Annotated in this window: 24 protein-coding genes, 1 tRNA gene and 1 pseudogene; 19 read left to right on the top strand and 7 right to left on the bottom strand. The window is 73.1% G+C overall.

What is annotated here, in order from left to right:
- Positions 1 to 71: 71 nt before the first annotated feature.
- Positions 72 to 803, top strand: a complete 732-nt coding sequence (locus ACFQ11_RS12410) for a glycosyltransferase family 2 protein (RefSeq protein ID WP_378298416.1) — start codon at positions 72 to 74, stop codon at positions 801 to 803.
- A pseudogene (gene mptB, locus ACFQ11_RS12405) lies at positions 800 to 1,951 on the top strand (polyprenol phosphomannose-dependent alpha 1,6 mannosyltransferase MptB); the annotation flags it as partial. The gene ACFQ11_RS12410 and the pseudogene mptB, both read left to right, overlap by 4 nt.
- A 184-nt stretch (positions 1,952 to 2,135) precedes the next feature.
- Here the strand turns inward: mptB and ACFQ11_RS12400 are convergent.
- The gene (locus ACFQ11_RS12400; RefSeq protein ID WP_378298414.1) at positions 2,136 to 4,298 is read right to left on the bottom strand and encodes a hypothetical protein; all 2,163 of its coding nucleotides are present in this window, start codon (positions 4,296 to 4,298) and stop codon (positions 2,136 to 2,138) included.
- A 138-nt stretch (positions 4,299 to 4,436) separates the two neighbouring features.
- Here ACFQ11_RS12400 and ACFQ11_RS12395 point away from each other — a divergent pair, with 138 nt between their 5' ends.
- The 8 genes from ACFQ11_RS12395 to ACFQ11_RS12360 all read left to right on the top strand — a co-directional run bounded on the left by ACFQ11_RS12395 (position 4,437) and on the right by ACFQ11_RS12360 (position 13,027).
- Entirely contained in the window at positions 4,437 to 5,783 is a 1,347-nt protein-coding gene (locus tag ACFQ11_RS12395) for a glycosyltransferase 87 family protein (RefSeq protein WP_378298412.1), read from the top strand.
- Positions 5,783 to 6,235, top strand: coding sequence for a DUF4446 family protein (locus tag ACFQ11_RS12390; RefSeq protein WP_378298483.1), 453 nt, complete (start codon positions 5,783 to 5,785; stop codon positions 6,233 to 6,235). The genes ACFQ11_RS12395 and ACFQ11_RS12390 overlap by 1 nt, the downstream gene beginning before the upstream one ends.
- 72 nt (positions 6,236 to 6,307) lie before the next feature.
- Positions 6,308 to 7,261 (top strand): prephenate dehydratase, encoded by a 954-nt coding sequence (gene pheA / locus ACFQ11_RS12385; RefSeq protein ID WP_378298410.1) that lies wholly within the window; start codon positions 6,308 to 6,310, stop codon positions 7,259 to 7,261.
- 83 nt (positions 7,262 to 7,344) lie between these two features.
- On the top strand, positions 7,345 to 9,273 hold the full coding sequence (locus ACFQ11_RS12380) for a hypothetical protein (RefSeq protein ID WP_378298408.1): 1,929 nt from the start codon (positions 7,345 to 7,347) through the stop codon (positions 9,271 to 9,273).
- Between the two features lie 208 nt (positions 9,274 to 9,481).
- On the top strand, positions 9,482 to 9,946 hold the full coding sequence (locus ACFQ11_RS12375; protein WP_378298406.1) for a hypothetical protein: 465 nt from the start codon (positions 9,482 to 9,484) through the stop codon (positions 9,944 to 9,946).
- Positions 9,947 to 9,982: 36 nt separating this feature from the next.
- Positions 9,983 to 10,783, top strand: a complete 801-nt coding sequence (locus ACFQ11_RS12370; RefSeq protein ID WP_378298404.1) for a class I SAM-dependent methyltransferase — start codon at positions 9,983 to 9,985, stop codon at positions 10,781 to 10,783.
- Positions 10,784 to 10,826: 43 nt separating this feature from the next.
- A complete protein-coding gene (gene serS / locus ACFQ11_RS12365) occupies positions 10,827 to 12,086 on the top strand; it encodes a serine--tRNA ligase (protein WP_378298403.1) in 1,260 nt (419 codons plus the stop codon).
- 137 nt (positions 12,087 to 12,223) lie between these two features.
- Complete coding sequence (locus ACFQ11_RS12360; protein ID WP_378298402.1) at positions 12,224 to 13,027, top strand: HAD family hydrolase; 804 nt, start codon at positions 12,224 to 12,226, stop codon at positions 13,025 to 13,027.
- 67 nt (positions 13,028 to 13,094) lie between these two features.
- On the opposite strand, the gene ACFQ11_RS12355 is transcribed toward ACFQ11_RS12360, so the two are convergent.
- Together ACFQ11_RS12355 and ACFQ11_RS12350 are read right to left on the bottom strand one after the other, a co-directional pair.
- The gene (locus ACFQ11_RS12355) at positions 13,095 to 13,637 is read right to left on the bottom strand and encodes a bacterial proteasome activator family protein (protein WP_378298401.1); all 543 of its coding nucleotides are present in this window, start codon (positions 13,635 to 13,637) and stop codon (positions 13,095 to 13,097) included.
- Positions 13,638 to 13,649: 12 nt separating this feature from the next.
- Complete coding sequence (locus ACFQ11_RS12350; protein WP_378298399.1) at positions 13,650 to 14,606, bottom strand: NAD(P)H-quinone oxidoreductase; 957 nt, start codon at positions 14,604 to 14,606, stop codon at positions 13,650 to 13,652.
- A 323-nt stretch (positions 14,607 to 14,929) separates the two neighbouring features.
- Between ACFQ11_RS12350 and ACFQ11_RS12345 the strand changes: the two genes are divergently transcribed.
- The 4 genes from ACFQ11_RS12345 (at position 14,930) to ACFQ11_RS12330 (ending at position 17,793) form a co-directional block, all read left to right on the top strand.
- Positions 14,930 to 16,909 (top strand): MinD/ParA family ATP-binding protein, encoded by a 1,980-nt coding sequence (locus ACFQ11_RS12345; RefSeq protein ID WP_378298397.1) that lies wholly within the window; start codon positions 14,930 to 14,932, stop codon positions 16,907 to 16,909.
- Positions 16,910 to 16,961: 52 nt separating this feature from the next.
- Positions 16,962 to 17,369, top strand: a complete 408-nt coding sequence (locus ACFQ11_RS12340; RefSeq protein WP_378298482.1) for a cupin domain-containing protein — start codon at positions 16,962 to 16,964, stop codon at positions 17,367 to 17,369.
- A 101-nt stretch (positions 17,370 to 17,470) separates the two neighbouring features.
- Positions 17,471 to 17,562, top strand: a tRNA-Ser gene (locus tag ACFQ11_RS12335).
- 57 nt (positions 17,563 to 17,619) lie between these two features.
- Positions 17,620 to 17,793: a hypothetical protein gene (locus ACFQ11_RS12330; RefSeq protein ID WP_378298395.1), complete on the top strand. Its 174-nt coding sequence runs from the start codon at positions 17,620 to 17,622 to the stop codon at positions 17,791 to 17,793.
- A gap of 33 nt (positions 17,794 to 17,826) precedes the next feature.
- Here ACFQ11_RS12330 and ACFQ11_RS12325 read toward each other — a convergent pair whose 3' ends face one another.
- The gene (locus tag ACFQ11_RS12325) at positions 17,827 to 18,561 is read right to left on the bottom strand and encodes a M15 family metallopeptidase (protein ID WP_378298393.1); all 735 of its coding nucleotides are present in this window, start codon (positions 18,559 to 18,561) and stop codon (positions 17,827 to 17,829) included.
- 158 nt (positions 18,562 to 18,719) lie between these two features.
- On the opposite strand from ACFQ11_RS12325, the gene ACFQ11_RS12320 reads away from it, so the two are divergent.
- Complete coding sequence (locus tag ACFQ11_RS12320) at positions 18,720 to 19,142, top strand: hypothetical protein (RefSeq protein WP_378298391.1); 423 nt, start codon at positions 18,720 to 18,722, stop codon at positions 19,140 to 19,142.
- 36 nt (positions 19,143 to 19,178) lie between these two features.
- Here the strand turns inward: ACFQ11_RS12320 and ACFQ11_RS12315 are convergent, their stop codons facing one another.
- Entirely contained in the window at positions 19,179 to 19,649 is a 471-nt protein-coding gene (locus ACFQ11_RS12315) for a MarR family winged helix-turn-helix transcriptional regulator (RefSeq protein WP_378298389.1), read from the bottom strand.
- A 159-nt stretch (positions 19,650 to 19,808) separates the two neighbouring features.
- Between ACFQ11_RS12315 and ACFQ11_RS12310 the strand changes: the two genes are divergently transcribed.
- Together ACFQ11_RS12310 and ACFQ11_RS12305 are read left to right on the top strand one after the other, a co-directional pair.
- Positions 19,809 to 20,819 carry a pirin family protein gene (locus ACFQ11_RS12310; RefSeq protein ID WP_378298387.1) on the top strand — a complete coding sequence of 337 codons (1,011 nt, stop codon included), beginning with the start codon at positions 19,809 to 19,811 and terminating at the stop codon, positions 20,817 to 20,819.
- Positions 20,820 to 21,096: 277 nt separating this feature from the next.
- Complete coding sequence (locus tag ACFQ11_RS12305) at positions 21,097 to 22,281, top strand: AAA family ATPase (protein WP_449193558.1); 1,185 nt, start codon at positions 21,097 to 21,099, stop codon at positions 22,279 to 22,281.
- A gap of 227 nt (positions 22,282 to 22,508) precedes the next feature.
- Here the strand turns inward: ACFQ11_RS12305 and ACFQ11_RS12300 are convergent, their stop codons facing one another.
- Together ACFQ11_RS12300 and ACFQ11_RS12295 are read right to left on the bottom strand one after the other, a co-directional pair.
- On the bottom strand, positions 22,509 to 23,342 hold the full coding sequence (locus tag ACFQ11_RS12300) for a MauE/DoxX family redox-associated membrane protein (RefSeq protein ID WP_378298383.1): 834 nt from the start codon (positions 23,340 to 23,342) through the stop codon (positions 22,509 to 22,511).
- Complete coding sequence (locus ACFQ11_RS12295; protein ID WP_378298381.1) at positions 23,336 to 24,709, bottom strand: hypothetical protein; 1,374 nt, start codon at positions 24,707 to 24,709, stop codon at positions 23,336 to 23,338. The genes ACFQ11_RS12300 and ACFQ11_RS12295 overlap by 7 nt, the downstream gene beginning before the upstream one ends.
- Before the next feature lie 317 nt (positions 24,710 to 25,026).
- On the opposite strand from ACFQ11_RS12295, the gene ACFQ11_RS12290 reads away from it, so the two are divergent.
- Both ACFQ11_RS12290 and ACFQ11_RS12285 read left to right on the top strand, forming a co-directional pair.
- The gene (locus tag ACFQ11_RS12290; RefSeq protein ID WP_378298380.1) at positions 25,027 to 25,566 is read left to right on the top strand and encodes a SigE family RNA polymerase sigma factor; all 540 of its coding nucleotides are present in this window, start codon (positions 25,027 to 25,029) and stop codon (positions 25,564 to 25,566) included.
- A gap of 190 nt (positions 25,567 to 25,756) precedes the next feature.
- The coding region (locus ACFQ11_RS12285) for an RNA polymerase sigma factor (RefSeq protein ID WP_378298379.1) at positions 25,757 to 26,354 on the top strand (598 nt) is incomplete at its 3' end.

The following is a 26,354-nucleotide window of genomic DNA, read 5'->3' as shown; positions in this document are numbered from 1 at the left end:
CGCCGGAACATCGGGTGAACCCGCCGCCCGAACCGGCACGAGCGTGCGGCGCGCGCACTACGATCGCCGGTATGCAGGACGTAGCGGTGATCATTCCGGCCAAGGACGAAGCCGACCGCATCGCCGACACCGTCGAGGCCGCCCGCGAACTGCCGGGCGCCGACCTCGTCGTGGTCGTCGACGACGGCTCGTCCGACGGCACCGCCCGGGCGGCGGAACGGGCCGGGGCGCGCGTCGTGCGGCACGGCCGCAACCGCGGCAAGGGCTGCGCCATGGAGAGCGGAGCCGAGGCCGTCAAACTGCTCGAGGACGGCCGCGAGGAGCCGCGCCACCTGCTGTTCCTCGACGCCGACCTCGCCGGGACCGCGCGCGAGGCGGCCCCGCTCGTCGAGCCCGTCCGGCGCGGCGAGGCCGACATGTCGATCGCGGTGTTCTCCACCACCGTCAAGCTCGGCGGGCACGGGCTGGTCGTGCGGCTGTCCCGCGAGGGCATCCGCCGCGCCACCGGCTGGGACGCCACCCAGCCGCTCAACGGGCAGCGCTGCCTCACCCGCCCGGCGTTCGAGGCGGCGCGGCCGCTCGCCGCCGGGTTCGGCGTCGAGACAGCCCTCACCATCGACCTGCTGCGCAAGGGGTTCCGGGTGACGGAGGTGGAGGTGCCGCTCGCGCACCGCGCCACCGGCACCGACTGGCGCGCGCAGGCGCACCGCGCCCGGCAGTTCCGGGACGTGGCGCGGGCGCTGGCCGTCCGCGACCCCGCGGTGGCCGGGCGGCTGGCCCGGGTGCGCGGCCCCCGCCCATGACCCGCCCGGCTCCGGCCGGTCTCGGCGGCTGCGGGCTCGCCGCCCTCGGCGCGAGCACGCTGTGCTTCCTCGTGACGGCCCTGCTGGGGCCGTCGGCGTTCCAGCCGGCGCTCGCCGGAGCCCCGGCCGACCCCCCCTACTCCCTGCACGCGAACCCTTCGCCGTACCTGGTGACGGGCCTTGTCGTGGCGGGCATCGCGCTGGGCGCGGGCGGGCTGGGCGCCTGCATGGCCGCCGCTCGCCGCGGCTGGACCGTCCGTCCGCTGCCGCTGGTGGGGGCGGGCCTCCTCGCGGCCGTCGCGTTCATGTTCCTGCCGCCCGTCGGGTCCGCCGACCACCTGAACTACGCGTCGTACGGGCGGATGGCGGCCACCGGGCACGACCCGTACGCGACGACCGCCGCGGACGTCCCGGGCGACCCGGTGATCGGCGCTGCGGAGGAGTGGCGCACGACGACCAGCGTGTACGGGCCGATCACGACGGCCGGGCAGGCGCTCGCGTCCCAGGTCGGCGGCGACTCGGTGAAGCTGACCGTGTTCGCCCTCTCGGCGCTCAACGTCGCGGCGTTCGCGCTGACCGCGTGGATCCTCTACAAGACGTCCCGTACGCGCGCGCGCCGCCTTCGCACCGCGCTCCTGTGGACGTGCAACCCGCTGCTGCTCTACCACCTGGTCTCGGGCGGGCACAACGACGTCCTCGCCGTGGCCCCCATGGTCGCGGCGCTCGCCGTGTTCTCCGGACGCGGATGGGGGCGGGCCCTCGCGGCGGGCGTGCTGACGGGCGCCGGTGCGGCGATCAAGCTCCCGGCGGCGCTCGTCGGCGGCGGGCCCGCGTGGGCCCTGCTGCGCGACCGGCACGCCCGGCTCCGCCTGCTCGCCCTGTTCGGCGGCGCCGCGGCCGCCGTCGCCGCCGCGTACGCCCTCGCCGGCCCGCACGCCCTCGACCAGATCAACCGCGCCAGCGAGATGGTGTCGCTCGCCACCCCCTGGCACCTCCTGGACGACGCGATGGGCCGGGGCTCCAACCGGGGCCTCATCAAGATCGGGATGGTCGTGCTCACCCTGGCGCTGTTCGCCCTGCTCGTCCGCGCCCTCCCCCGCGGGGACGACACGGAGCACGCGCGGGTGTCGGCGGCGTTCGTCCTCGCGTGGCTCCTCGCCGCCCCCTACGCGCTGCCCTGGTACGACGGGTTCGGGTGGGCGCTCCTCGCGCTGCTCCCGTGGACGCGCATCGACTGGATCCTGCTCGCCCACACCACCGTGCTCAGCCTCGCCTACCTGCCCGCGCGCGCGCCGAAGCTCGCAAGGATGCCGGACGATCTGTCGTGGCTGTTCACGACCGTCCGGCCGACGGTCGTTCCGTGGACTCTGCTCGCGGTCCTGCTCGCCCTGGTGTTTCTGTGCCTGCGTTCAGGTCGATCTCCAGCGACCGCAGTCCCGCCGCGAGCATCAGCGGCGTCGCGAGGCTGAACGCCACCGACAGGATCACCACGCCCGAGTCGTTCACCAGCATGCCGATCAGCCCCACCGCCAGCGCGCTGATCACCGCCGGGCGCATCGTGCGGCTGTGCTCGTAGGCCCGCCCCAGCAGCGACACCCGCCACCGGGTCGGCCGCGCCAGCACGAAGAACAGGAAGACCACCGCCGCGATCAGCGCCACCGTGTACGGCCAGTACCCGAGGCTCCCGATCATCGCGTTGAACTTGCGGACGACGACGCTCCACGCCTCACCGGCCACGAGGTCCTGCCAGAACCGCCCCAGATGCGTGGGGTTGGCGCTCTGCGCGTTCCAGTACGAGATGCCGAGCACCACCACCGCGCCCGCGACGCAGAACGCCGCCAGCCTCACCGGCGACACCCGCCGGCCCGTCACCAGCATCCCGAGCATCGCGAACGCCGGCACCATCGCCAGCACCCCGCCGAAGTCGCTGCCCCACGCCGGCAGCCCGTCCACCGCGACCGCGACGACCCCGATGACCGCCACGACCGCGACCGCGACCGCCTTCCGCCCCCGCCGCAGCGGGAACTCCGTCAGCCACGCCGCCGTCAGGATCGCCGCGACCGCGAACAGCGCGAACGCCTGGTTGCCGAACCCGTAGAACCGTCCGGCCACCAGCGCCGTGTACCCCATCAACGTGTTCAGCTGGAGGTTCGACCCGGTCATCACGTCGAGCGCCAGCACCAGCGCCGTCACCGCCGTGATCACCAGCCCCGGCAGGAACACCGACTTGCGCCACGGCCCCGCCAGCGCGACGCCCGTCAGCAGCGCACCGAACCCCAGCACCGTCAGGACGAGCATCACCGTCGGGTTCGACGCCCGCCACCACGGCAGCAGCCCGGTCAGGAACGTCGCCGCCGGCACCGCGCCGCCGAACAGCGCGATCACCCGCGTCCCGCCGAGGATCCGCGCCCGCGACCGCCGGTCGCCGCCCAGCCTCCGCAGCGCCAGCGCCGCCGCGCCGTACGCGACGAGCTGCGCCGCGAACAGCACCCAGTAAAAGGACGTCTGCACGGCGCTGATCCCCTGCGCCGCCACATCGTCGTCGTCCAGCGCCTCGACCCGCTCGACCGCCGAATCGTCCGTCGGCTCGCCCTGCCACGCCGACCCCACCGCGGCGTCCGGCCGGTCCAGGCCGAGCTCCTGCAGCGCGGTCGCCGTCAGGTCCGTGAGCGTCACGAGCCCCTGCTGCCGCGTCGCACCCGACGTCAGGTACCCGCCGCCGAACCCCTCGCCCTTCGCGACCGCCACGTGCAGGTGCGGGTCCGCGCTCGCGTCCGCGAGGCCCGCGACCAGCACGGTCGTCCCGTCCGGGACGCTCGACAGCACCCGCGCGACCCGGCGGTCCGCCGCGGCCGCCGCCGCGGCCCGCTCGTCCGCCGCACCGTCCGCGTCCGTCCCGCCGTCCGCGTCCGTCCCGCCGTCCGCGTGCGCGCGGAACACGTCGTCCACCGACACCCCCGCGATCGGGCACGCCGCCCAGTCCGCGGGGTTCACCTCTTCCGGCGTGGCGGCGTACCGGTCCACGCGCCCGCTCCCGTCGGCGAGCCCGAACACCGCGCCCGGCCCCACCGCCAGCGTGCAGCCCCCGGCCGCGTGCACCGCGTCCCCGAGCAGCCCCACCTTCGCGCGGTACCCGGTCCCCGCGTTGTCCCGCACGATCGCGGGCCAGCCCGGCGCGACCGCCCCGTCACCGGACGGGACGGGCGCCGCGGGCGGCGCGCAGTCCCCGTTCGGCAGCCGCGCCCGCTGCCCCGCCGACACCGTCAGCCACCCGTCCGACGGGCACGTCAGCCGCCGCGTCGTCCGCACGCTCAACGCCGCGCTCGAACCGTCCTCGACCAGGCTCCACAGCGCGGGCGTGTTCTCCCGGTCGACGTCGCTCCACAGCAGCCCCGGAACGCCGATGACGACCACGCGTCCCCCGGGTTCGGCCGCCGCCGGGGGAGCGAACAGGACCGACAGCCCGCAGACCACCGCAGCGAGGGCCGCAAGCAAGACCCCTGCCCTCGTCCCCCGCTGAACCATGCGGGTCAGGCTACGCGAACGCCCGGTACCCGACGAACGATCCCGTCCCGCGGGAAGGCGTCCCACCGCCCGACGCCGGGGGGCACGCGGATAAATAGACTCACCAGGGTGTGGGCCAAGGGATCTCGGGCGGCGGGCGGCAGGTGGGCGGACCTGCTGATCGTGCTGGCCGGGTTCGCCGTCGCCGCGGCCGCGGTGGCGCCGATCGTCTCGCACTGGCTCACCAACCCGCCCGACCAGCGGCTCGTCGACCTCGAGGTCTACCGCGAGGGCGGACGGGCGATCCTGCGGGGCGCCCCGCTGTACGAGGTGCTCACGCAGCCGCCGCAGTTCCTCCCGTTCACCTACCCGCCGTTCGCCGCCGTGCTCGCCGTGCCGTTCACGCTGCTGCCGTGGGGCGCGGCCCAGATCGTCTGGACGGCGCTCATCTACGCGGCGCTCGTGCTCGTCGTCCGGTACTCGTTCCGCGACCTCATCCGGCGGACGGGCCGCTGGGCGCCCCTCGCGACCGGGGCGCTCGTCGGGGCGGCGGCATGGATCCTGCCGGACCGGGACCAGGTCCGGTTCGGGCAGGTCGGGTTGTTCCTGCTCGCGATGTGCCTGGCCGACTGCTGCAGCCGCTCGCCGCGCTGGCCGCGCGGCGTCCTCGTCGGCCTCGCCGTCGCGATCAAGCTGGTGCCGGGCGTCTTCCTCGTCTACTTCCTGATCACCGGACGGTTCCGCGCCGCGGGCAACGCGGTCATGACGGCGGTCGGGGCGACGCTGTTCGGGTTCATGCTGCTGCCGTCCGACTCGGTCGACTACTGGTTCGGCGCGCTGCTGCAGGGCGGCGACCGGACGGGCGCGATCGACGGGACGACGAACCAGGCGATCAACGGCATCGTCGCGCGGGCCCTCCCGGACGGGGCGCTGCAGACCGCGGTGTGGGGCGTCCTCTGGCTGGCCGTCGCGTACGTCGGGTTCAGGCTCGCGCACCGCGCGACCCGCGCCGCCGACGCGCTCGGCGGGGCGCCGTCGCGGACGTTCGAGGGGACCGACCACCTCCCGGCCGCGGACCGTCCGGCGTCCTACGGCCTGCTGCTCGCGGGCGTCTCGATCACCGGCCTCCTGTCCGTCCTTCTGTCCCCGGTCGGGTGGATTCACCACTTCGTCTGGATGATCCCGGTCATCGGGGCTCTGGTGGGCGATGGGCGAGACACGCGAAGATGTCTTTTCGGCGCGGCGACGTGGTTCTACTTCCTGTGGCCGCTGCCGTGGTGGGGGGCCCGGATGATCGGCCCCGAACACGGATATATCGCGGAATTCTTCGGCCGATTGATCCAGGATCTCTTCGGTCTGGCGGCCATCGCGTCCGTCTTCCTCCTCGGTCGCTGGCTCGTCGACCGAGCGCTACGCGACGATCACCCTCGGGATCCTTCGCGGAAGCGGGCGGAGGTGGGTACGCTCGCCCCGTGATGTTGGTCACGGTGGCCGTCGCCGGCCTGGTCGCCGGAGTCGTGGGCCTGTCCATCGCGGTGGTGGCCCACAACCGGGTGAATCAGGTCGTCGACGAATGCGGGCACATGCTGCGGCGTCAGCTCCAGGTAGCGGGCGGCACGGTGGACGAGTGCGCCCTGCGCGACCTCGCCATCGTGCACTACGACGCCCTCAAGGAGATGACGGGACGGCGCTCCTTCTCCCTCGCGCTCCTCAACGCCGTCGGCGACGGCGTCGTCATCAGCTCCATCAACGGGCGCACCGAGACGCGCACCTACGCCAAGGCCGTCCAGGCGGGGCAGCCCGTCGAGCGGCTCTCCCCCGAGGAGAACCAGGCCCTGCGCGCCGCCCGCCTCGGCAAGGGACCCGTCGTCTCCATGGACGACCCCCTCGCCGACTTCGGCGACGAGGCCGCCCCCACCCGCATCTGACGGCAAGTAGAATCGTCCCTCTCGCCACGCCGATGTCAGGCGTGCGCTTCCACACCACCGTCGGGGGACCCCGTGACCGCAGACGCCAGGCCGGAACGCTACGCCTTCCTGGGTCCGCGCGGCACGTTCACCGAGGCGGCGCTCCTGCGGGTCCCGGGCGCCGCCGACGCCGAGCAGGTCCCGTACGCGACCGTCCCGGCCGTCCTGGACGCCCTGCGCCGCGGCGACGCCGACACCGCGGTCGTCGCGCTGGAGAACTCCGTCGAGGGCTCGGTCCCCACCACCCTCGACGAACTCGCCACCGGCGAGCCCCTGCAGATCGTCGGCGAGATCCACCTGCCCGTGACGTTCGCGCTGCTCGTCCGTCCGGGCACCGCGATCGAGGACATCAAGTCCGTCGCCTCGCACCCCATCGCCCAGCCCCAGTGCCGCCGCTGGCTCGCCGACCACGTCCCGCACGCCGAATGGCACGCGGCGACGTCGAACGCCGAGGCCGCCCAGCGCGTCGCCGACGGCCACTACGACGCCGCGCTCGCCGGCTCGTTCGCCGCGGCCCGCTACGGCCTGACCGTCCTCGCCGAAGACATCCACGACGTCGCCGACGCCGTCACGCGCTTCATCGTCCTGCGCCGCCCCTGCGCCCCGCCCGAGCCCACCGGCACCGACCGCACGACGGTCGTCGCGTTCATCGGCGAGGACCACCCCGGCGCCCTCCTGGAGATCCTCACCGAGTTCTCCGTGCGCGGCATCAACCTGACGCTCATCCAGTCCCGCCCCACCGGCGCGGGCCTCGGCTCCTACCTCTTCTGGATGGACTTCGAGGGCCACGTCCGCGACGCCCGCGTCGGCGAGGCCCTGATGGGCCTGCGCCGCATCTGCGCCGACGTCCGCTACGTCGGCTCGTACCCCCGCGCCGACCGCGTCCGTCCCGAGATCCGCCGCGGCACCCACGACGACGACTACACCGAGGCCGCCGCCTGGCTCACCTCCATCGGCGGCACCCCGCCCACCCCGCCCACCCCGTGACCCGAACGTGATTCACCCGAGGTCAACCAAGATCGCCTAGCGGGCGTCCCCCACTGAGCCAGCCGCCAGTGGAAAGGTCGCCCTTGCGCAGAACGAAACTCTCGGCCGTCCTCGTCGCCCTCATCATGGCGGCGTCGGCCCTCCTCATCCCCGGAACGGCCCACGCGGACGCCACCGACGTGAGCCTGTCCGTCGAGTTCGACAACCTCTCACCCGACCGCACCGCCACGGTCACCCTCAAAGCCAAGTCCGAGAGCGGCGTCACGAACGTCGAGGCGGTCCTGCGTCACAGGCGGTTGCCCGATGTGGACGCGACCATCGGATCGCTGCCGTTCACCCTCGTCGACGGCACCGTGAACGACGGGACCTGGAAGGCCGAGTACGAGGTCGACATCGAGGCCCACCCTGGCTTCATCGTGTTCGACGTGACGGTGACGACGGCGGACGGTGCGACGCTGACGCGCAGCGCCCGTGCCGACAGCTGCTACGAGGGACGGTTCGCCGACCTGAAGACGTCCCCCGCGATCGTGGACCCCGACGAGCGGGGCATCGTGGTCCAGGGACGCCTTCTGGTTCAGAAGGTTCGAGGGGCGGAACCCGAACCCGCGCCCGAGGGGATCACCGTCCGGGGTATCGGGGACGCCTCGGCCACGACGGCCGCGGACGGATCCTTCACGCTCTCGATCCCTTCGACGGCCACCCGGATCTACGTGTCGGCGGGGCAGGCGGTGTGCCAGCTTGTCGGCGATGCCCCTGACGGAGACTTCTCCCAGAAGGCCACGGAGATCTCCGCGTCGATCGTGACCCCCCAGCCGGTCGAGGCGGGCGCCGAGGTCACGGTCGAGGGCGTCGTACGCCGGGAAGGCGCCGGCGGGTTCGAGCCCGTGGGCAACATGACCGTCTCCGGGTACACCGCTTACAGCACCGATGCCGAGACCCGGGTCGGTGGCGTGGATTCGGCCGAGGACGGGACGTTCGCCTTCACCTTCACCGCACAGGCGTCCGGGCCTGTGGTGGTTCGGACCGAGGACACGTCCTTCCTGGCGACAAGTTTGGCCACGGCCGGACGGCTGACGGTGACGGGAGCGCCGGAGATCTCTGCCTTCAGTGCCTCCGTCCAGCAGGACACGCCGTCGACGGGCGAGGACACGGTCGTCGCCACGGGGCGTCTCCTCAACGGTGACGCTCCGATCGAAGGCGAGCGGGTCTACCTGGAAAGCGCGAGCGAGAAGGAACTGTTCTGGCACGTGGCGGCCACGGGAGTGACGGCCGAAGACGGGTCCTTCTCGTTGCGCGCCGGGGCGGACCGGGACCTCCAATGGAGGGTGCGTTCCGCCGGGAGCGCCGATCATGCCGCGACCGTGAGCGTGGCCGAGCACGTGGACGTGCGTGACAGGACGGTCGCGCACGTCACCGCGGAATCCACCGCCGACGGAGTCGTCACTCTCGGCGGACGGGTGCGGAACGCCGGAGGCGACGCCGGGCCGGTGAGTTCGCGTCCCGTCCACGTGTACTTCCAGCCCGAGGGCGAGTCGACGTGGGAGTACCGGGGGACGGTCACCACTGACGCGGACGGCGCCTTCACCGGACGGTTCACCGAGCACCGGGACGGCGGCTGGACCGTGTGGTTCTGGGGCGACGACGAGTTCCTCCGGACCAACGCCCCGGTCAGCTGGGTGGACATCAGGCCGGACTTCGAGACGAAGTTCTCGCGGTTCGGCGCTTCGCCGACGCCGGTGACGGCGGGCAAGCCGGTCACGGTCAACGGGGTGCTGAGCAGGTTCAAGGGCACGGGCGCCCTTGCGCCGGCGCCGAACCTGGAGGTGTACGTGTACTTCATGCCGAAGGGTTCGTCGGAGTGGAAGCAGGTCGGCATGACCCGCACCGGCGCCGACGGGTCTTTCGCCAAGGCGTTCACCGCCGAGCGTGACGGGTATTGGACGGCCTGGTTCTGGGGCGACAAGGACCACGTGAAGGCCAACTCGGCCACCGCCTACGTAGACGTGCGGTGACCGTGTGCGGGACGGGCCGCCGCGACGAACGCGGCGGCCCGTCCCGTGCGTTTCGAGACCACTGGGCACACCGTGCCCGAAATGTGACGACCGGGCGGCAAATTAGATCTGGTCTGGTTCAGGGACGGAGAGACGAGGACGGCACCCGCCGTGGGGACTCCCCGTCTGGTTCTACTTCATGCCCTTGGGGTCATCGACCTGGGAGTACATGGGTATCACGGACACGGACAGGTACGGCGAGTTCGAGGAGACGTTCACGTCGGACCGTGACGGCTACTGGACCGCGGTGCACTGGGAGGACCTCGAGTACCTGGCGTCGAACGCCCCCATCGCGTACGTGGACTTGATCGGCACGTACAAAACGCAGATCCAGGACTTCGGGGCTTCACCGGGCACCGTGAAGAAGGGCGGAATGGTCACGGTCAGCGGGCTGCTTCGCCGGTCCGTGGACGGGAGCGCGCCGACGTTCGCTCCGGGCAAGCCCGTCCGCCTGTACTTCCTGCCGTCCGGCTCGACCGAGTGGAAGCAGATGGCGGTGGTCGAGACGGGGCACGACGGGCGTTTCGCGAAGGAGTTCGCCGCCGACCAGGACGGGAGTTGGACGGCGTGGTTCTGGGGCGACGACGGCCACCTGAGGTCGAACTCGTCCGTGGTGCGCGTGGACGTGCAGTGAAGGCGTCGGGGTTCGTTCGGGTGGGAGACTGCGCGGGTGGACTTCGATGCTTATGAGCGTGAGTTGTGGGCCGGGCGGGTGTCCGCGTACGAGCGGGGGTTCGCCCGGCTGACGGCGTACCTGGTGGGGCCCCTGCTGGAGGCGGCGGGGGTCGCGGACGGGACGCGGACGCTGGACGTCGGGACGGGCCCGGGGATCGTGTCGGCCGCGGCGGTCGGGCGGGGGGCGGCGGTGACGGCGGTCGACGCCGACGCGGGGATGGCGGAGGCGGCGCGGCGGAACGTGCCGGAGGCGGACGTGCGGGTGGCGGTGCTGCCGGACGTGCCGTTCGCGGACGGGTCGTTCGACGCGGTCGTCGGGAACTTCGTGATCAACCATGTGGGGGACCCGGGGGCGGCGCTGGTGCGGCTGCGGCGGGTGCTGCGGCCGGGCGGGCGGCTGGCGGTGAGCTGCTGGGCGATGCCGGGTTCGGGGGCGCTGGGGCTGGTGCGGGAGGCGATCGACCGGGCGGGGGTGCCGTGGCCGGAGGACGTGCCGGTGCCGCCGTTCATGGAGCACGGGGAGCCCGCGGCGTTCCGGCGGCTGGTCGCCGGGGCCGGGTTCGCGAACGTCGCGGTGGAAGAGGTGACGTGGGAGCACGTCGTCGATCCGGACGAGTGGTGGGAGCTGGGCGCGCTGGCGCGGGTCGGCAGCAACGGCGTGGTGGTGGGGCGGCAGGACGCGGCGACGGTCGCGCGGATCAAGGCCGAGTACGACGAGGTCGTGGCGCGGTATCCGGAGCGGGACGGGGGCGTGGCGCTGCCGGCGCACGCGTTGCTGGCGAGCGGCGCGGCCTGAAAAACGATCCGGTGCGCGGCGCGGGGGCGATAGCCTCGCTGTTGTGATTGACCTGCGAGCTCTTCGAGAGGACCCCGAGCGGCTGCGTGCGTCGCAGCGCGCGCGCGGGGAGGATGACGGCGTCGTCGATCGGCTGCTCGACCTGGACGGGAGGCGGCGTTCCGCCTTGACGTCCTTCGAGACGCTGCGGGCGGAGCAGAAGAGTTTCGGCAAGTCGGTGTCCCGGGCGAGCGGGGACGAGCGGGAGCGGCTGCTGGCGCGCGCGAAGGAGCTGGCGCAGCAGGTGAAGGAGGCCGAGGGCGAGGCCGACCGGCTCGGCGAGGAGCTGGACGCGCTGCTGAAGGCGGTCCCGAACGTCGTGGAGGACGGCGTCCCGCCGGGCGGCGAGGAGGACTTCGTCCTCCTGGAGCACGTCGGGACGCCCACGGAGTTCGACTTCGCGCCGAAGGACCACCTGGAGCTCGGCGAGGCGCTCGGTGCGATCGACATGGAGCGCGGCGCGAAGGTGTCGGGCGCGCGGTTCTACTACCTGACGGGCGTGGGGGCGCGGCTGCAGTACGCGCTGCTGAACCTCGCGATGGAGCAGGCGGTGTCGAACGGGTTCGTCCCGATGTACCCGCCGGTGCTGGTGAAGCCGGACGCGATGGAGGGCACCGGGTTCCTCGGCGCCCACGCCGCCGAGGTGTACCACCTGGAAGAGGACGACCTGTACCTGGTGGGCACCTCGGAGGTGCCGCTCGCGGCGTACCACATGAACGAGATCGTCGACGCGCTGCCGCGGCGGTACGCGGCGTGGTCGTCGTGCTTCCGGCGGGAGGCGGGCTCGTACGGCAAGGACACCCGCGGCATCATCCGGGTGCACCAGTTCGACAAGATCGAGATGTTCTCCTACTGCGACCCGGCCGATGCCCACGAGGAGCATCTGCGGCTGCTGGAGTGGGAGAAGGAGATGCTCGCCAAGGTGGAGATCCCGTACCGGGTGATCGACGTGGCGGCGGGCGACCTCGGCGCGAGCGCGGCCCGCAAGTACGACTGCGAGGCGTGGGTGCCGTCGCAGGGGACGTACCGGGAGGTCACGTCGACGTCGAACTGCACGCAGTTCCAGGCGCGGCGGCTGTCGGTCCGGCACAAGGACGCGGACGGCAGGAACCAGCCGGTCGCGACGCTGAACGGGACGCTCGCGACGACGCGGTGGATGGTCGCGATCCTGGAGAACCATCAGCGTGCGGACGGTTCGGTGCGGGTGCCCGAGGCGCTGCGGCGGTTCCTCGGGACGGACGTGCTGGAGCCCGTCGCCCGCTGAACGGTGCCGGCGCGCGCGGCCCGGGGCGTCCGTCCCGGGCCGCGGTGCGGGGGGGACGAACGGGGTAAGGGGCCACTCGACGGACATGTGGGTTGTGCGGTCACCTAAGGTGTGATTCAGCTGCACTGGAAGGTGACATGACCAAGCCTGCGCCCCGCGTTATCGCCACCGACCTCGACGGCACGATCGTCCGGTCCGACGGGAGGATCTCGGCCCGCACGGTCGACGCGCTCGCCCGCGTCGAGCGCGCCGGGGCGCTGCTCGTCATGGTGACCGGGCGGCCGCCGCGCTGGATGACCGAGATCGCCGCGGCGGTCGGGCATCACGGCGTCGCGATCTGCGCGAACGGGGCCGTCCTGTACGACCTGCACACGGAGACCGTGCTGCGCGCGCACGAGATCGGGACGGACGTGCTCGCGGAGGCGATCGACCGGCTGCGGGGGGTCGCCCCGGAGCTGCGGTTCGCGGTCGAGTACCCGACGGGGTTCGTGTTCGACTCCCGCTACAGCCTGGGCCGCTGGGACGCGGAGGCGCTCGGCGGCCGGTTCGTCGACGACGCGGAGCTGGTGGCGCGTCCGGGCACGAAGCTGCTGGCGTTCCATCCGGACGCCGACCCGGACGTGCTCGCGGAGAAGGCGGGGCAGGCGGTCGGCGACCTGGTGACGGTGACGCACTCGTCGGGCCGGGGGCTGCTGGAGATGAGCGCGCTCGGGGTCACGAAGGCGACGGCGCTCGCGGAGTTCTGCGCGGAGCGCGGGGTGGACGCGGCCGACGTGGTCGCGTTCGGGGACATGCCGAACGATCTGCCGATGCTGGGCTGGGCGGGGACGTCGTACGGGGTGGCGAACGGGCACCCGATGGTGCTGGCGGCCGTCACGCACCGGACGGCCCGCAACGACGACGACGGCGTCGCGCAGGTGCTCGAGCGCCTCTTCCCGTAAAGACGCGTGTTTCCGTAAAGACGTCCGGGCCGCACCCTGGGCGGGTGCGGCCCGGACGTGAAGCGCTCTACAGGTAGGGGCCGGACGCGTGGCGCGTGCCGTGCTGCTTCTGTTCTTCTTCCGTGGGGGGAACCATCCCGGCGGGGAGGGCGCGGCGCATCTGTTCGAGCTGCGCGCGCGCCGCCATCTGCTGGGCGAACAGGGTGGTCTGGATGCCGTGGAAGAGGCCCTCCAGCCAGCCGACGAGCTGGGCCTGCGCGATCCGCAGCTCGGCCTCGCTCGGCACGTGCCCCTCGGTGAACGGGAGCGAGAGCCGCTCCAGTTCCTCGACGAGCTCGGGTGCCAGGCCGTCCTCCAGCTCCTTGATGGACGACTTGTGGATCTCGCGGAGCCGCGCGCGGCTCGCCTCGTCCAGCGGTGCGGCCTTCACCTCGTCGAGCAACTGGCGGATCATCCCGCCGATCCGCATGACCTTCGCGGGCTGCTCGACCATCTCGGCGACCGACTTGTCGCCCTTATCCGGGTCACCGCCCTCCATGGCGATGCCGCCGGGGCCCACCACGAGAACCTGAGGCTCCTGTTCGGACTCGTTCTTTGAAGGCTCGCTCATATCCCCTCATCCTCACACGGTCAGCAGGATCTTGCCGACGTGTCCGCTCTGTTCGAGCAGTTCGTGCGCGCGCGCCGCGTCCGCCATGGGGACCAGCCGGTCGACCACCGGACGGACGTCCCCGGACGCGATCAGCGGCCACACGTTCTCCCGCACGCCCGCGACGATCTCCGCCTTCTCCCGGACGGGACGCGACCGCAGCGACGTCGGGTGCACCATCGCGCGCTTGCGCAGCAGCGTGCCGATGTCCAGCTCGGCCTTCGTCCCGCCCTGCAGACCGATGATCATAAGGCGGCCGCCGACCGCGAGCGCGTCCACGTTCCGGGCCAGGTACTTGGCGCCGATCAGGTCGAGGATCACGTCGTAGGGGCCGGCGTCGACGAAGTCCTCGGTGCGGTAGTTCACGGCGACGTCCGCGCCGAGTGCGCGGCACCGCTCCGCCTTCTCCGCGCTGCCCACCGTGCAGACGACCCGCGCGCCGCGCGCCTTCGCGAGCTGGATCGCGAACGTCCCGATGCCGCTGCCGCCGCCGTGCGCGAGCAGCGTCTCCCCGGCCCGCAGGCCGCCCAGCATGAAGACGTTCGACCACACGGTGGACGCGACCTCCGGCAGGCCCGCCGCGTCCACGAGGTCGACGCCGTCCGGGAGCGGCAGGACCTGCCCGGCGGGCACCGCCACCCGCTCCGCGTACCCGCCGCCGGCGAGCAGCGCGCACACCTCGTCGCCGACGCGCGGCCACGCGACCCCGTCGCCGACCTCGGCGACCCGTCCCGACACCTCCAGGCCCGGGTAGGGCGGCGCGCCCTCGGGCGGCGGGTAGAACCCGAGCCGCTGCATGACGTCGGCGCGGTTGACCGCGCTCGCCGCTACGTCGATCAGTACTTCGCCCGGTCCCGCCGCCGGTTCCGGCACGGTCGTCCACTCCAGGACGTCCGGGTCGCCGGGCTCGCGGATCACGATCGCACGCATGCGTTCACGTTATCCGCTGGGGCCGCGCGGCCATCACGCGAGCAGGCGGCCATCGGCCGGAGCGGGCCGCGGCCGGGCCCCGGACCAGGGCGGGGCCGAAGCATCGCGCTCGCGTCCGGAGGCCGGAGCCGGGGCGGCGAACCGGGCGGTCCGGTTCAGTGACCGCACGCGGCGGCCGTCGAAGGCAGGCCGTCCCGGGCCTGAAGCGAGGGTGCCGCAAGTAACACAGGGATGCGTGGTAATGACGCGCGGGTACGCTGTTCCGGGGGTCTATGCCCACCCTGCTCCGGATTGTTCGTCAGAGGGTGCCGAGGGGAGAAACGGTGGCAAGGAACGAGCACGACGGGCGCTCCCTCGAGGAGCGGCTGGCCTCTCTGGACGCGATGAACGATGACGCGGCGGGGCGGCCGTCGGGCTCGGCGCCCGAGACCCCCGGGCAGCAGCCGGACGACGCGGCCGGGCAGGCCCCCGGGCAGGCGCCGCAGGGCGGCGCGCCGCCGCCCGAGCCCGTCGGCAACCCGTGGCTCGCGGCGCCCCCGGCCGTCCAGGAGCCGCCCGTCCAGGAGCCCCCGGCGGCCGGTGCCCCGCCGCAGGAGACGCAGGCGGACGGCCCCGTGCCGCCCGGTTTCCCCGGCTACGGCGATCCCCAGCAGCCCCAGCAGCCCCAGCAGCCCGGCCAGTACGAGCCCGCGCAGTACGAGCCCCCGCAGTACGAGCCCGGCCAGTACGACGGCGGGCCGATGCCGCAGCCGTTCGAGGGCGGGATGCTGCCGCCGCCGTACCCGGGTGCCGTCGGCTACCCGGGGTACGACCCGTCGCAGCTTCCGCCGCTCGACCCGGCCGGGCAGCAGCCGCAGCAGTTCCAGGCGCAGCAGCCCTGGGAGATCGGGCAGTTCTCCCAGCAGGACCCGAACGTCGCGGCGTCCCAGCCGTACCAGCCGGTCGACCCGAACACCGGGCAGCCGTACCAGCCCGGTCCCGCGACGCCGCCGCCGTATCCGCAGGTCGACCCGAACACCGGCCAGCCGTACCAGCCCGGCCCCGCGACCCCGCCGCCGTATCCGCAGGTCGACCCCAACACCGGCCAGCCGTACGACCCGAACGCGGCCGCCGCGCAGCCGTACCAGCCCGTCGACCCGAACACGGGCCGGCCGTACCCGCAGGTGGACCCGAACACGGGGCAGCCGTACCAGCCGGTCGATCCGAACACGGGGCAGCCGTACCCGCAGGTGGACCCGAACACCGGGCAGCCGTACGCGCCGATCGACCCGAACACGGGCCGTCCGCTGCAGGGGTACGCCTACCCGGCGGGCTACCCCCAGCCCCAGCAACCGCAGGAGTCCGACCCGGGCGGTGCCGACAGCCTCAGCTCCGAGAACCTGCTCGGCGAGCGCCGCATCGCGCCGTCGTCCGGGTGGCGCCGCGCCGTCTACAAGGCCAGCGGCGGCAACCTCCACCTGGGCGAGTCCCAGGGGGAGCTGCGCCGCAAGGACCTCATCGCCCGCGCCCGCACCCAGGTCGCGGGCGGGCACCACCGGGTGGCGGTGATGTCGCTGAAGGGCGGCGTCGGCAAGACGACCACGACCACCGGGCTCGGCTCGATGCTGGGCTCGCTGCGCGGCGACACCGTCATCGCGGTGGACGCCAACCCCGACCGCGGCACGCTGTCGGACAAGGTCAGGCTGGAGACGGCCGCGACGGTCCGCGACCTGCTGAACAACCGCGACAACATCCACCGGTACGCGGACGTGCGCGCGTTCACGTCGCAGAACCAGGCCCGGCTCGAGGTCCTCGCGTCCGACCGCGACCCGGCCGTCAGCGAGGCGTTCAGCGCCGAGGACTACGCCGCCGTCGCCGTGATCCTGGAGCAGTTCTACTCGATCTGCATCACCGACTGCGGGACCGGGCTGCTGCACTCCGCGATGGCGGGCGTGCTGAGCCTCGCCGACCAGCTCGTCCTGGTCAGCTCCCCGTCGGTGGACGGCGCCCGGTCCGCGAGCGCGACCCTCGACTGGCTGGAGGCGCACGACCACGGGCACCTGGTCCGCAACGGCGTCGTCGTGCTGTCGATGGTCCGCAACCGCACCCGCAGCCAGGTCGACCTCGACAAGCTCCAGGCGCACTTCGAGAGCCGCTGCCGCGCGGTCGTCCGGATCCCGTACGACGACCACCTGGAGGAGGGCGCGGAGGTCGAGCTGGAGCAGCTCGCGCCGCCGACCCGCGAGGCGTACCTCAATCTCGCGGCCGTCGTCGGCGACGGCTTCGCGTTCCGCCGCCCCGACCGCGACGCCCCCCAGGGCTGATCCGGGCCCGGCGCGCCGTGACGGCGTAGAGTTTCCCGACGTGGACGCGGACATGGACGTGGACGAACGGGGCGGCGGGGAACGGGACGCGGGCGGCGACGGGGTGTACGTCGGGAAGGCCGCGGTGGACGCGGCCGGCGACCGCGGCTGGCTGCTCGGCCACTTCAAGCCCGCGGGCGACCTCCGGCACAGCGACGACGTCGAGATCAAGTGGGGCGTCCACCCGAGGGGGGAGCGCCGCGCGGCCTGGACGGACGGGGAGAAGCGCACCGCGCTGCTGGTGCTGATCAGCGGGCGGTTCCGCCTCGAGTTCCCCGGCCGGGACGTCGTCCTGTGCGAGCAGGGCGACTACGTGGTGTGGGGGCGCGGCGTCGACCACTCGTGGTGCGCGGAGGAGGAGTCCGTCGTGCTGACCGTGCGCTGGCCGTCCATCCCCGGGTACCGCGTCCCGGACGCCTGACGGGCGCGGACGTCCGGCGGGCGCCCGCACGGATCCGGGAATGCGGTCGAAGCCACCGGCGCGCGGACGCTATCGTGGGCACCGACCTGCATGGGTCGCCGGGAGAGTTCGCATAGTGGACTAGTGCAGGCGCCTTGAAAGCGCCCAGGGCTGGGGACAGTCCTCGTGGGTTCGAATCCCACACTCTCCGCCACCACGCGCGGGCGATTTGTCCGTGAAGGCCCGTCAGTGATCCGTTACGCTCGTCCGCATGTCGCAGACACCGAACGATCCCGCGGGCACGACGCACCAGTTCCAGAACTTCGCCGGCCAGGCGCCGCAGCAGCCGGCGAAGGCGCCGGGCATGAACCAGGGCCTCGTCTTCGGCATCGCCGCGGTCGTGGTCGTCATCGCGATCGCCGCGGTCGCGTTCGTGCTGATGTAGCCCCCGTCGCCCGGGCGGGCGCGTCCGCGCCGGTCAGCGGCCGTTCGAGCTGAAGTGCTGGTAGTCCTTCGCGCCCGTCCAGGTCCCGCCCCAGCCCCAGCCGATGTCCGCGAACGCGTCGACGACGTCGTCGCCGGCATGGATCATGCCCGGCTCGTCGAGATCGCGGTTCCGGTACTTGACGCAGTCGGGGTGCGCGATCGAGCCGTCGGCGCTGACGTACGGGTTCTGGCACGGGTTGATGTCCACGGCGAGGCCGTAGGCGTGCTGCGACCACGAGCCCGACCCGGTCGCCTGGCGGCAGTTGAACGCCGACGTGTTGTTGGCCTCGATGGAGTCGAAGTCGCTGCCCTCGTACTTGTCGACGGGCTCCATGCGGTCGATCGGGTACCGCATCTGGTACAGCTTCCGGAAGACGGACACGAGGTCGTCGGCGGCGCTCTCGTTCACCACGAGCCGTCCGCCGGTGTGCGGGCGGTCGTCGAACCCCCAGTACGTCATCTCGATCATCCGGAGGTCGCCGGGCGGCACCGGGCAGCCCTCCCGCCACGAGTGCGGCAGGTCCCGCGCGGTCACCTCCTTGACCTCCGCGCGGAATTCCATGTTCGTCGGCGCCGCCGTCGGCGAGCCCCCCGTCCCCGTCGCGGTCGGCGGGGTCGCCGGGGCGGTGCCCTCGGTGTCCCCGTCGCCGCCGCACGCGGCCGCGGCCCCCAGCATGAGCAGCGCGGCGGCGGCCGCCGCGCTCTTCGCAAGCCTGCTACCTGGCATGACTCCAGAATGACACGCGGCGTGCCCTGCGCGTCACCCCGGGATTCGCTACGGTTCCGGTGGGGCCGCCCGCCGGAGAACGGGGCCGGGCAGGACGGGCGCCGCACCCATTCCAGGGCCGGGCGGGGCACCCGGCGACCTCGGGCCAGGGAGCCGGTATGGCGGATCCGGAGGAGCGGGAGCGCGACGGCGCGTCGCTCGAGGACGAGATCTTCGCGGTCGCGCAGCAGGTGGACGTCGACCGGACGCCGGGGCCGCGGATCCGCACGGAGCGGGCGGAGGCGTTCGTCGAGCGCGCCCGCGCGTTCGTCGGACGGGACGTGTCCGCGCTCGCCGGAGGCTGCGGCGCGTTCCTCTTCGTCGATCTCGTGATGATGTACGCGCCGCTGATGTCGTCGGACCGTCCGAACGTCCTGCCGCAGTTCGTCGCGCTGCTGGTGTTCGCGTTCGGGCTGGGCGGGCTGCTGGTGTGGCGGGTCGGCGGCCGGTGGCGGACGTTCGGCTACGGGATGATGTTCGGCTGGGTGTTCCTCAGCCTGATCTCGGTCGGCCTGCTCACCGGCCTCACCGCGCCGCTGTAGGCCGCTCCGGACCGCTCCGGACCGTTCCGGGCCCCGCTAGGGGCGCCCGGGCCCGGCCTCCAGCCGCTTGAGGACGGCGCTGAAGGCGCGTCCCACGGCCTCCAGGTCTTCGGGCTCGATGATGTCGATGAAGTACTCGCGGACGGTCTCGACGTGGTCGCGCGCGGCCCGTTCGAGCGCGGCGAGGCCCTCGTCGGTGAGGTTCGCGAAGACGCCGCGCTTGTCGCTCGGGCAGTTGTCGCGCTCGACGAGGCCCTTCGACTCCAGCCGGGCGCAGGTGTGGGAGAGGCGGCTGCGCGACTGGCTGGCGTTCTCGGCGAGTTCGGCCATGCGGAGCCGCCGCTCGGGCGCCTCGGACAGGCGGACGAGGATCTCGTACTCCGACACCGACAGGCCGTGCTTGGCCTTGAGGTCGCGGTCCATGATGTCGCTCAGCCGGACGCTGCCGTCCACGTAGGCACGCCAGTCGCGCTGCTGTGCGGCGTCGAGCCAGCGCGGTTCGCTCATACGCACCAGTATAGAACACAGATTGAACGTTCAATTAATGTCCCCGGTACGGCTTCCTTGGAAGACGGTACCCCGAACCGGAAATAGTTGAACCATCAACTAGGTTGTGCGGGACGGAACGTCCGGCCGCCGGCCGGGCGCCGACCGAGGGGAGACACCATGCCCGCCGTGACCGCGAACCCGCTGACCCTGCCGCGCCTGCCCCGGCTGCCCGAGGGCGGCACCGACTGGCGGCGGGTCGCCAAGGTCGTCACCGCGAAGAAGCACGTCGAGGGCGAGGGCTTCCAGGTCAGGCGCCCGTTCCCGGGCATCGACCTGTCGCTCGCCGACCCGTTCCTGCTGCTGGACCACATGGGCGCCGTCGAGTACGGCCCGGGCGAGGCGAAGGGCACCCCCTGGCACCCGCACCGAGGTTTCGAGACCGTCACCTACATCATCGACGGGGCGTTCCAGCACCAGGACACCACGGGCGGCGGCGGCCTCATCACCGACGGCGCCACGCAGTGGATGACCGCCGCGTCCGGCATCCAGCACATCGAGCAGCCGCCGCCCGAACTCGTCTCCCGGGGCGGGCTGTTCCACGGCGTGCAGCTCTGGGTGAACCTGCCGCGCGCGCAGAAGTGGGTCGCGCCGCGCTACCAGGACATCGAGGCGCGCGACGTGAAGCTGCTCGCCGCGGACGACGGGTCGTCGCTCGTCCGCGTCATCGCCGGGTCGCTCGCCGGGCACGACGGGCCGGGCGTCACCTACACGCCGATCAACTACCTGCACGCGACCGTCGCGCCGGGCGCCCGGCTGGCGCTGCCGTGGCCGCGCGACTTCAACGCGATGGTGTACGTGCTGTCCGGGCGCGGGACGGTCGGCGTGGAGGAGGTCGCGCTGGACGAGGGGCGGCTCGCCGTCCTCGGCGGCTCCCACCACAAGGGGACGGGCGACGGGCTGGTCCTGCGGGCCGCCGACGCGCAGCCGCAGGCGAGCGCGCACGGCTGGGAGATCCTCGTGCTGGGCGGGCTGCCGATCCGCGAGCCCGTCGCGCGGTACGGGCCGTTCGTGATGAACACCCGGGACGAGATCGTGCAGGCGTTCGAGGACTTCCAGGCCGGACGCATGGGGACGATCCCGGCGGAAAAGGTCCCGCACCGGTCGGAGGCCGACGAGTCCCTCGCGTGAACCCGCCGCGAACCCGCCGGGTTCGTGTGACGGCGGCGGGCGCGTGCGCTACTGTGTTCGAACGAGTCGAACAGAGGTTCGACGGTTCCGAATCCAGCCCGCGAACGCGCCCGCCCGGGGAGGCGACATGGCGACGACGGCGATCCGCGAGGGGACGGCGGCACCGGCGGCGGGGACCGCGTGCCACCGGCGGCGGCCCGCGACACGCCGCAGCGGTTTCTACGCAAATCTACGGCCGCAGCTATACCGCCTCATAGAGTCCGAGAGCGTGGACCCCGTGCGCAATCCCTACGCCCCCGGCGCCGGGCAGCGTCCCCCCGAGCTGGCCGGCCGCGACCGCGAGCTGCGGCAGTTCGAGGTCGTGCTCGAACGGGTGGCCCGCGGCCGCCCCGAACGCAGCATGATCGTGACCGGGCTGCGCGGCGTCGGCAAGACCGTGCTGCTCAACGCGTTCCGCTCGATGGCGATCCAGCGGCTGTGGGGGACGGGCAAGATCGAGGCCCGGCCCGACCAGTCGATCCGCCGCCCGGTCGCGTCGGCGCTGCACCGCGCCGTCCGGGAGCTCGCGCCCCGGCACCGCGCGCCCGACCGCATCGACGCCTTCCTCGGCGTGCTCAAGGCGTTCGCGCAGGCCGGCGAGGAGCCGTCCGGCGCGTCGAAGGCGCGGGCGCACCGCTGGCAGCCCGGCATCGACGTGCCCGCCGCGCGAGGCCGCGCCGACTCCGGCGACCTCGAGATCGACCTCACCGAGCTGTTCGTGGACGCCGCGTCCGTCGCGACCGACGTCGGCGCGGGCATCGCCCTGTTCGTCGACGAGATGCAGGACGTCCCCGCCGACGACGTGTCCGCGCTGTGCGCCGCCTGCCACGAGCTGTCGCAGGTCGGCGGCCCGCTGATCGTGGTGGGCGCCGGGCTGCCGCACCTCCCGGCCGTCCTGTCGGCGAGCAAGTCCTACAGCGAGCGGCTGTTCCGGTACGCCCGCATCGACCGGCTCGACCGCGAGTCCGCCGACCACGCGCTGCTCGCGCCCGCCGAGCGCGAGGAGGTCACCTTCACCCAGGACGCCCTGGACGCCCTGTACGGCGCGGCCGACGGCTACCCGTACTTCGTGCAGGCGTACGCGAAGGTCGTGTGGGACGTCGCGCCCGGCTCCCCGATCACCGCCGACGACATCAAGGTCGCCGCGCCCGAGGCCGAGAGCGAGCTCGCCGTCGGGTTCTTCGGCAGCCGCTACGAGCGGGCCACGCCCGCCGAACGCGACTACATGCGCGCGATGGCGATGCTCGGCGACGACCCCGTTCCGACCGCCGCGGTCGCCGAGGAGCTCGGCCGCAAGCCGTCCAGCCTGTCGCCCGCCCGCGACGGCCTCATCAAGAAGGGCCTGATCTACAGCGCCGAACGCGGCATGATCGCGTTCACCGTGCCGCACTTCGGCACGTTCCTCCGCTCCCAGCCCGGCTGACAAGGCACCCGTTCCGCTTTCTAGGGTTCTCTAGCGTCCGGCCCATAGACCGCTAGAGAGCCGCATCGTCCTTCGTGAGAATTATTCGGTTCTCTAGCCGGAGCGCTAGAGAAGGCTAGATTTTCCTTCGCATCGATCTATAAGCGTATCTACGGGCGAACGTAGAAAGCCCTAGAGAACCATCGCGATGATTCTCTAGGGCTTTATCGGGCTGCCCCGATACGGGGCTAGAGAGCCGCAGACAGCCGTGGTTCGGCCTGCACGCGGGCGGGCCGCACCACCCGATCGCGTTCCGCGGTCGACACCGCGAACACGAGCCGCACGTCCCGCCCGTCCAGGCGGGCCGGGTATGCCAGGAACCGCCAGCAGCCCTCGCGCCAGACGTCCAGCGGCACGGCGCTCGTCACCGCGTCCTCGTGCGCCGCCCACTCGGGGCTGGCGTGCAGCGTCGCGTACGTCTCCGCCAGGGGGCTCCGCCGCCGCTCGCACGGCGTCACCGGACGCGCCCCCGGCAGGCGCCGCCGCCCCAGCAGGGCCGTCAGCTCCGGCGACAGCGCCGCGAACAGCGCCAGCTCCACCGCGAACACCGCGCCGATCAGCACGTGCCCGTCGCGCAGGGCGTCCAGCCCGGTGTGCGGCGCCCCCAGCGCGGTGACCGCCGCCACCGTGAGCAGCACCGCCCGCGCCACGCTGCGCCGCCCCACCCGCTTCCCGCTGAGCCCGCCGAAGCAGCCGCACCCGGCGTCCGGCCGCCGCACCCGCAGCTCGCCGACCACCCACGTCGCCGCCGCGAACGCCACCGTCGTCGCCAGCCGCACCGACAGGTGCGACGACACCAGCAGCGCCACCCCGAGGACGCCCTCGCCCACCCCCAGGCACACGGTCGTCCGGCGGCTGTACCGCAGCGCCGTCACCCGCGCCGCGCCCGCCGGGACCGGCACCCCGTGCACGTGGTCGGGCGCCGACGGCACCGGCTCCCGGAACGCCAGCTTCGCCGCGCACGCCGCGAGCAGCACCGCCGCCAGCAGCAGGACCTGCGCGTTCTGCGCCGCCGTCACCATCGCGCCGCCCTCCCGCCGAGCACCGGACGCACCGTCGCGTTGAAGCAGCCCGCGTCCAGCTCGCCGCCGAGCCCGACGAACGCCGCGGGCGTCAGCTCCGCGATCCGGCCGCGCGGCGACGCCCCGCACTCGGTGCACCGGTCGCAGAACCGCGCCGCGACGCACCCGCACTCGGCCACCGGCACGGACCGTTCCCGGCCGCCGCACTCGTTCCGCACCACGATCTCGCTGCCCAGCGACAGGTACGGCATCGCGACGCACGGCGCGGGCGCGTCCGCGCACCCCCCGGCGAGCCCCTCCGGATCGACCGCCGGATACGCCGCCCCCGCCGGAGCGGCCAGCCCGCCGAACCACGTCACGGTCCCGTGCAGCGTTCCCGGGACGGGCGCCGCGGGCTCCGGCGCCGCCAGGTCCGACACCCGGTACCCCGGCTGGGACGTGCCCGGCCGCACCGCCAGCGGCCCGTCCGGCGAGTCCACGCAGATCACATCGAACAGGTAGCCCGGTTGCATCCGCGGGTGCCTGACCTGCACCGCGCCGAGGGCGTGCGGGGGGATCACCACACGGGCGCGCCCGCGGTGGGGCCCCATGTCCACCTCCACGGTGTCCCGCCCGCACGCCGTGATCGTGCCGGCGACGCGCTCGATGTCGACCCAGATCCGGTCGGCCCGGAACCCGTCGGCCCCCGGCGCGCCGCCGCCCACCCGCACGATCGCCCGCCGCCCCGGCCGCAGCGCCCCCGCGGTCCCGCGGCCGCCGCGCCAGACGCGCACGTCCTCGTCCACCCCGAACCGGACGGACGTCCCCGCGACATCGAGCACGATCGTCCGCGCCGTCGCGTCCACGATCGTCCCCGCCCGGACGCCCCACGTCGGCGCGCCCGGCTTCCCGCCGCCGTCCCCGCCCTCGGAACGAGGCTTCGCCCGTTCGGCCGGCTTCGCCCGTTCGGACGCGCGCGGCCCGGCCTGCGCGCCCGCCTCGCCGACGTGCTCCGTCCCGGCGGGTGAAGGTGCCGCGGTCGCCTGTCCGGTCGGGTCCGTTCCGGCGGTCGGGTTCGTTCCGGCGGTCGGCTCCGTCCCGGCCGGCCCGGGCTTCGTGCTCGTTTCGGTCTGCGCGATCGCCGGTTCGGGCGCTTCCGCCTTCCCGGCGGGGGGCGTGGGGTCGGCGTCGGGACGGCCGGTCGCCCGCCGGATCTGGACCTGGACGGGGACGAGGCGGCGCGCGGGGCCGCGGAACGACGCGAAGGGGCCGGAGGACGACGGCTCCGCGGGCGGGACGCCCGGGTCCGGGACGGCCGGGCGTGCGGGGCCGCCGAGGGGGGCCTTGCGGTGGCGGCGGCTCGCTGCGCGGCGGTGACGTGGCGGCATGCGTCGGCGCTCCGGCGTCGTCGTCGGTGGAGGCACGGCTGTCGGGACCGGGCCGGCGGGGGCGCTGTTGTTAGGACAGCGAGTCAAGGTTCACGTGTGCCGACATGCCTGTCGACGGATTTGTCGCGATAAGTCGCACGGTGGGGGACGTCTGATCTACCTGGGTTGAAGATTCTGCACTGGTTGACCCGAATATGTGCTTTATGTAGGCCCGGAATTACGATCTTCGTGCGATCGTCAACTGTACCGGGAGTGCGCACGGTCCAAGATCCGGAAAGGCGGCCGGGCGGCTCCGCGACCCCTGGTGCGGTGGTGAGTTGGGCAGGACACGGCATGAGGAGTTCCGCGACTACGTGGCGGAGCGCGGGCCGGCACTGCTCCGTGCCGCCATGCGGCTGACCAGCGACCGTGCCGAGGCCGAGGATCTCCTCCAGGCCGCCCTCGCCAAGACGTACCTGGCATGGGACCGCATTCAGGATCGCGCGGCGATCGACGGATATGTCCGGCGGGCCATGGTGAATACGCAGATCTCCTGGTGGCGGAGGCGCAAACTCGACATTTACCCCACCGACGAACTTCCGGACCGGCCCGTGGACGATCACACGCGCCGGAGCGATATGCGGGACGCCCTCGGCCGCGCCCTCCGCCGGCTGCCCGAGCGGCAGCGTCTCGCCGTGATGCTCCGCTATTACGAGGACATGTCCGAAGCGGAGATCGCGGAGGTGCTCGGCGTCAGCGTGGGGACGGTCAAGAGCACCGTCTCGCGGGCCGTGGCGCGGCTCCGCGACGACGACGCCCTCGGCGACGACTTCCCCGGCATCCCGCCCCAGCGGCCGGACCGGCACGACGAACCGTGAACGGCATTCTGACGTCCAGTCAGGGTCCGCGTGATCACGCAGGGACGTGACCGGTCACCCTAAGGTCATGGTTAATGGCGATTTCGGGGATCATGTGGCCTTCCGGGGGTCGTCGGGTGTATGCAAGGTGGGCCGATTGTCCGGACGACCCCCTTGGGGACGGACTCCCATGCCGGTGCCGGGAGCTTGAATGCCGAGGTTGTCCCCGTCCGCTGACGCGCCCGACCGGAAGCTGGTCAAAGGGCTGAACGAGGGCGACGAGTCGGCCCTCGCCGCTGTCTACGACGAATACGGCGAGCGCATTTACGACTACGCATTGTCGATGCTGGGGGATGGGAGGGCCGCGGCGCGGATCGTCCACGACACCTTCATCGACGCCGCCCGCCGCGCCCCCCGGATGCGCGACCACCTCCACCTCGGGTCCTGGCTGTACGGCGCGGTGCGCCGCCGCTGCATCCGGCGCGGACGCGTCAAGGACCTCCACTGGGAACGCGACGGCGAGTTCGCCGACGCGCCCTTCCTGGAAGGCGCGGAGATCCCGGACGCCGACGACCTGCCGCCGTCCGAGGAACTGCACGACCTCCTGCGCGCCTCCCTCGCCCACCTCGACCCGGTCGATCAGGAGATCGTCCTGCTGGCGTTCCGGCACGGCCTGCCGCCCGCCCGGCTCGGCGCGGCGCTGGGGCTGTCGGCGCGCCGCGCGGCCGCCCGGACGCGGCGCTGCCGGACCGTGCTCGAGGCCGCGCTCGCCGACGTGGTGCGCCGCGCCGCACGCGCGTGCGCGTCCC

The organism is Actinomadura sediminis, from assembly GCF_042675525.1.
Taxonomy (GTDB): domain Bacteria; phylum Actinomycetota; class Actinomycetes; order Streptosporangiales; family Streptosporangiaceae; genus Spirillospora; species Spirillospora sediminis.
The sequence above is the reverse complement of the archived record's forward strand: the minus strand, read 5'-3'. Positions and strand labels throughout refer to the sequence as shown.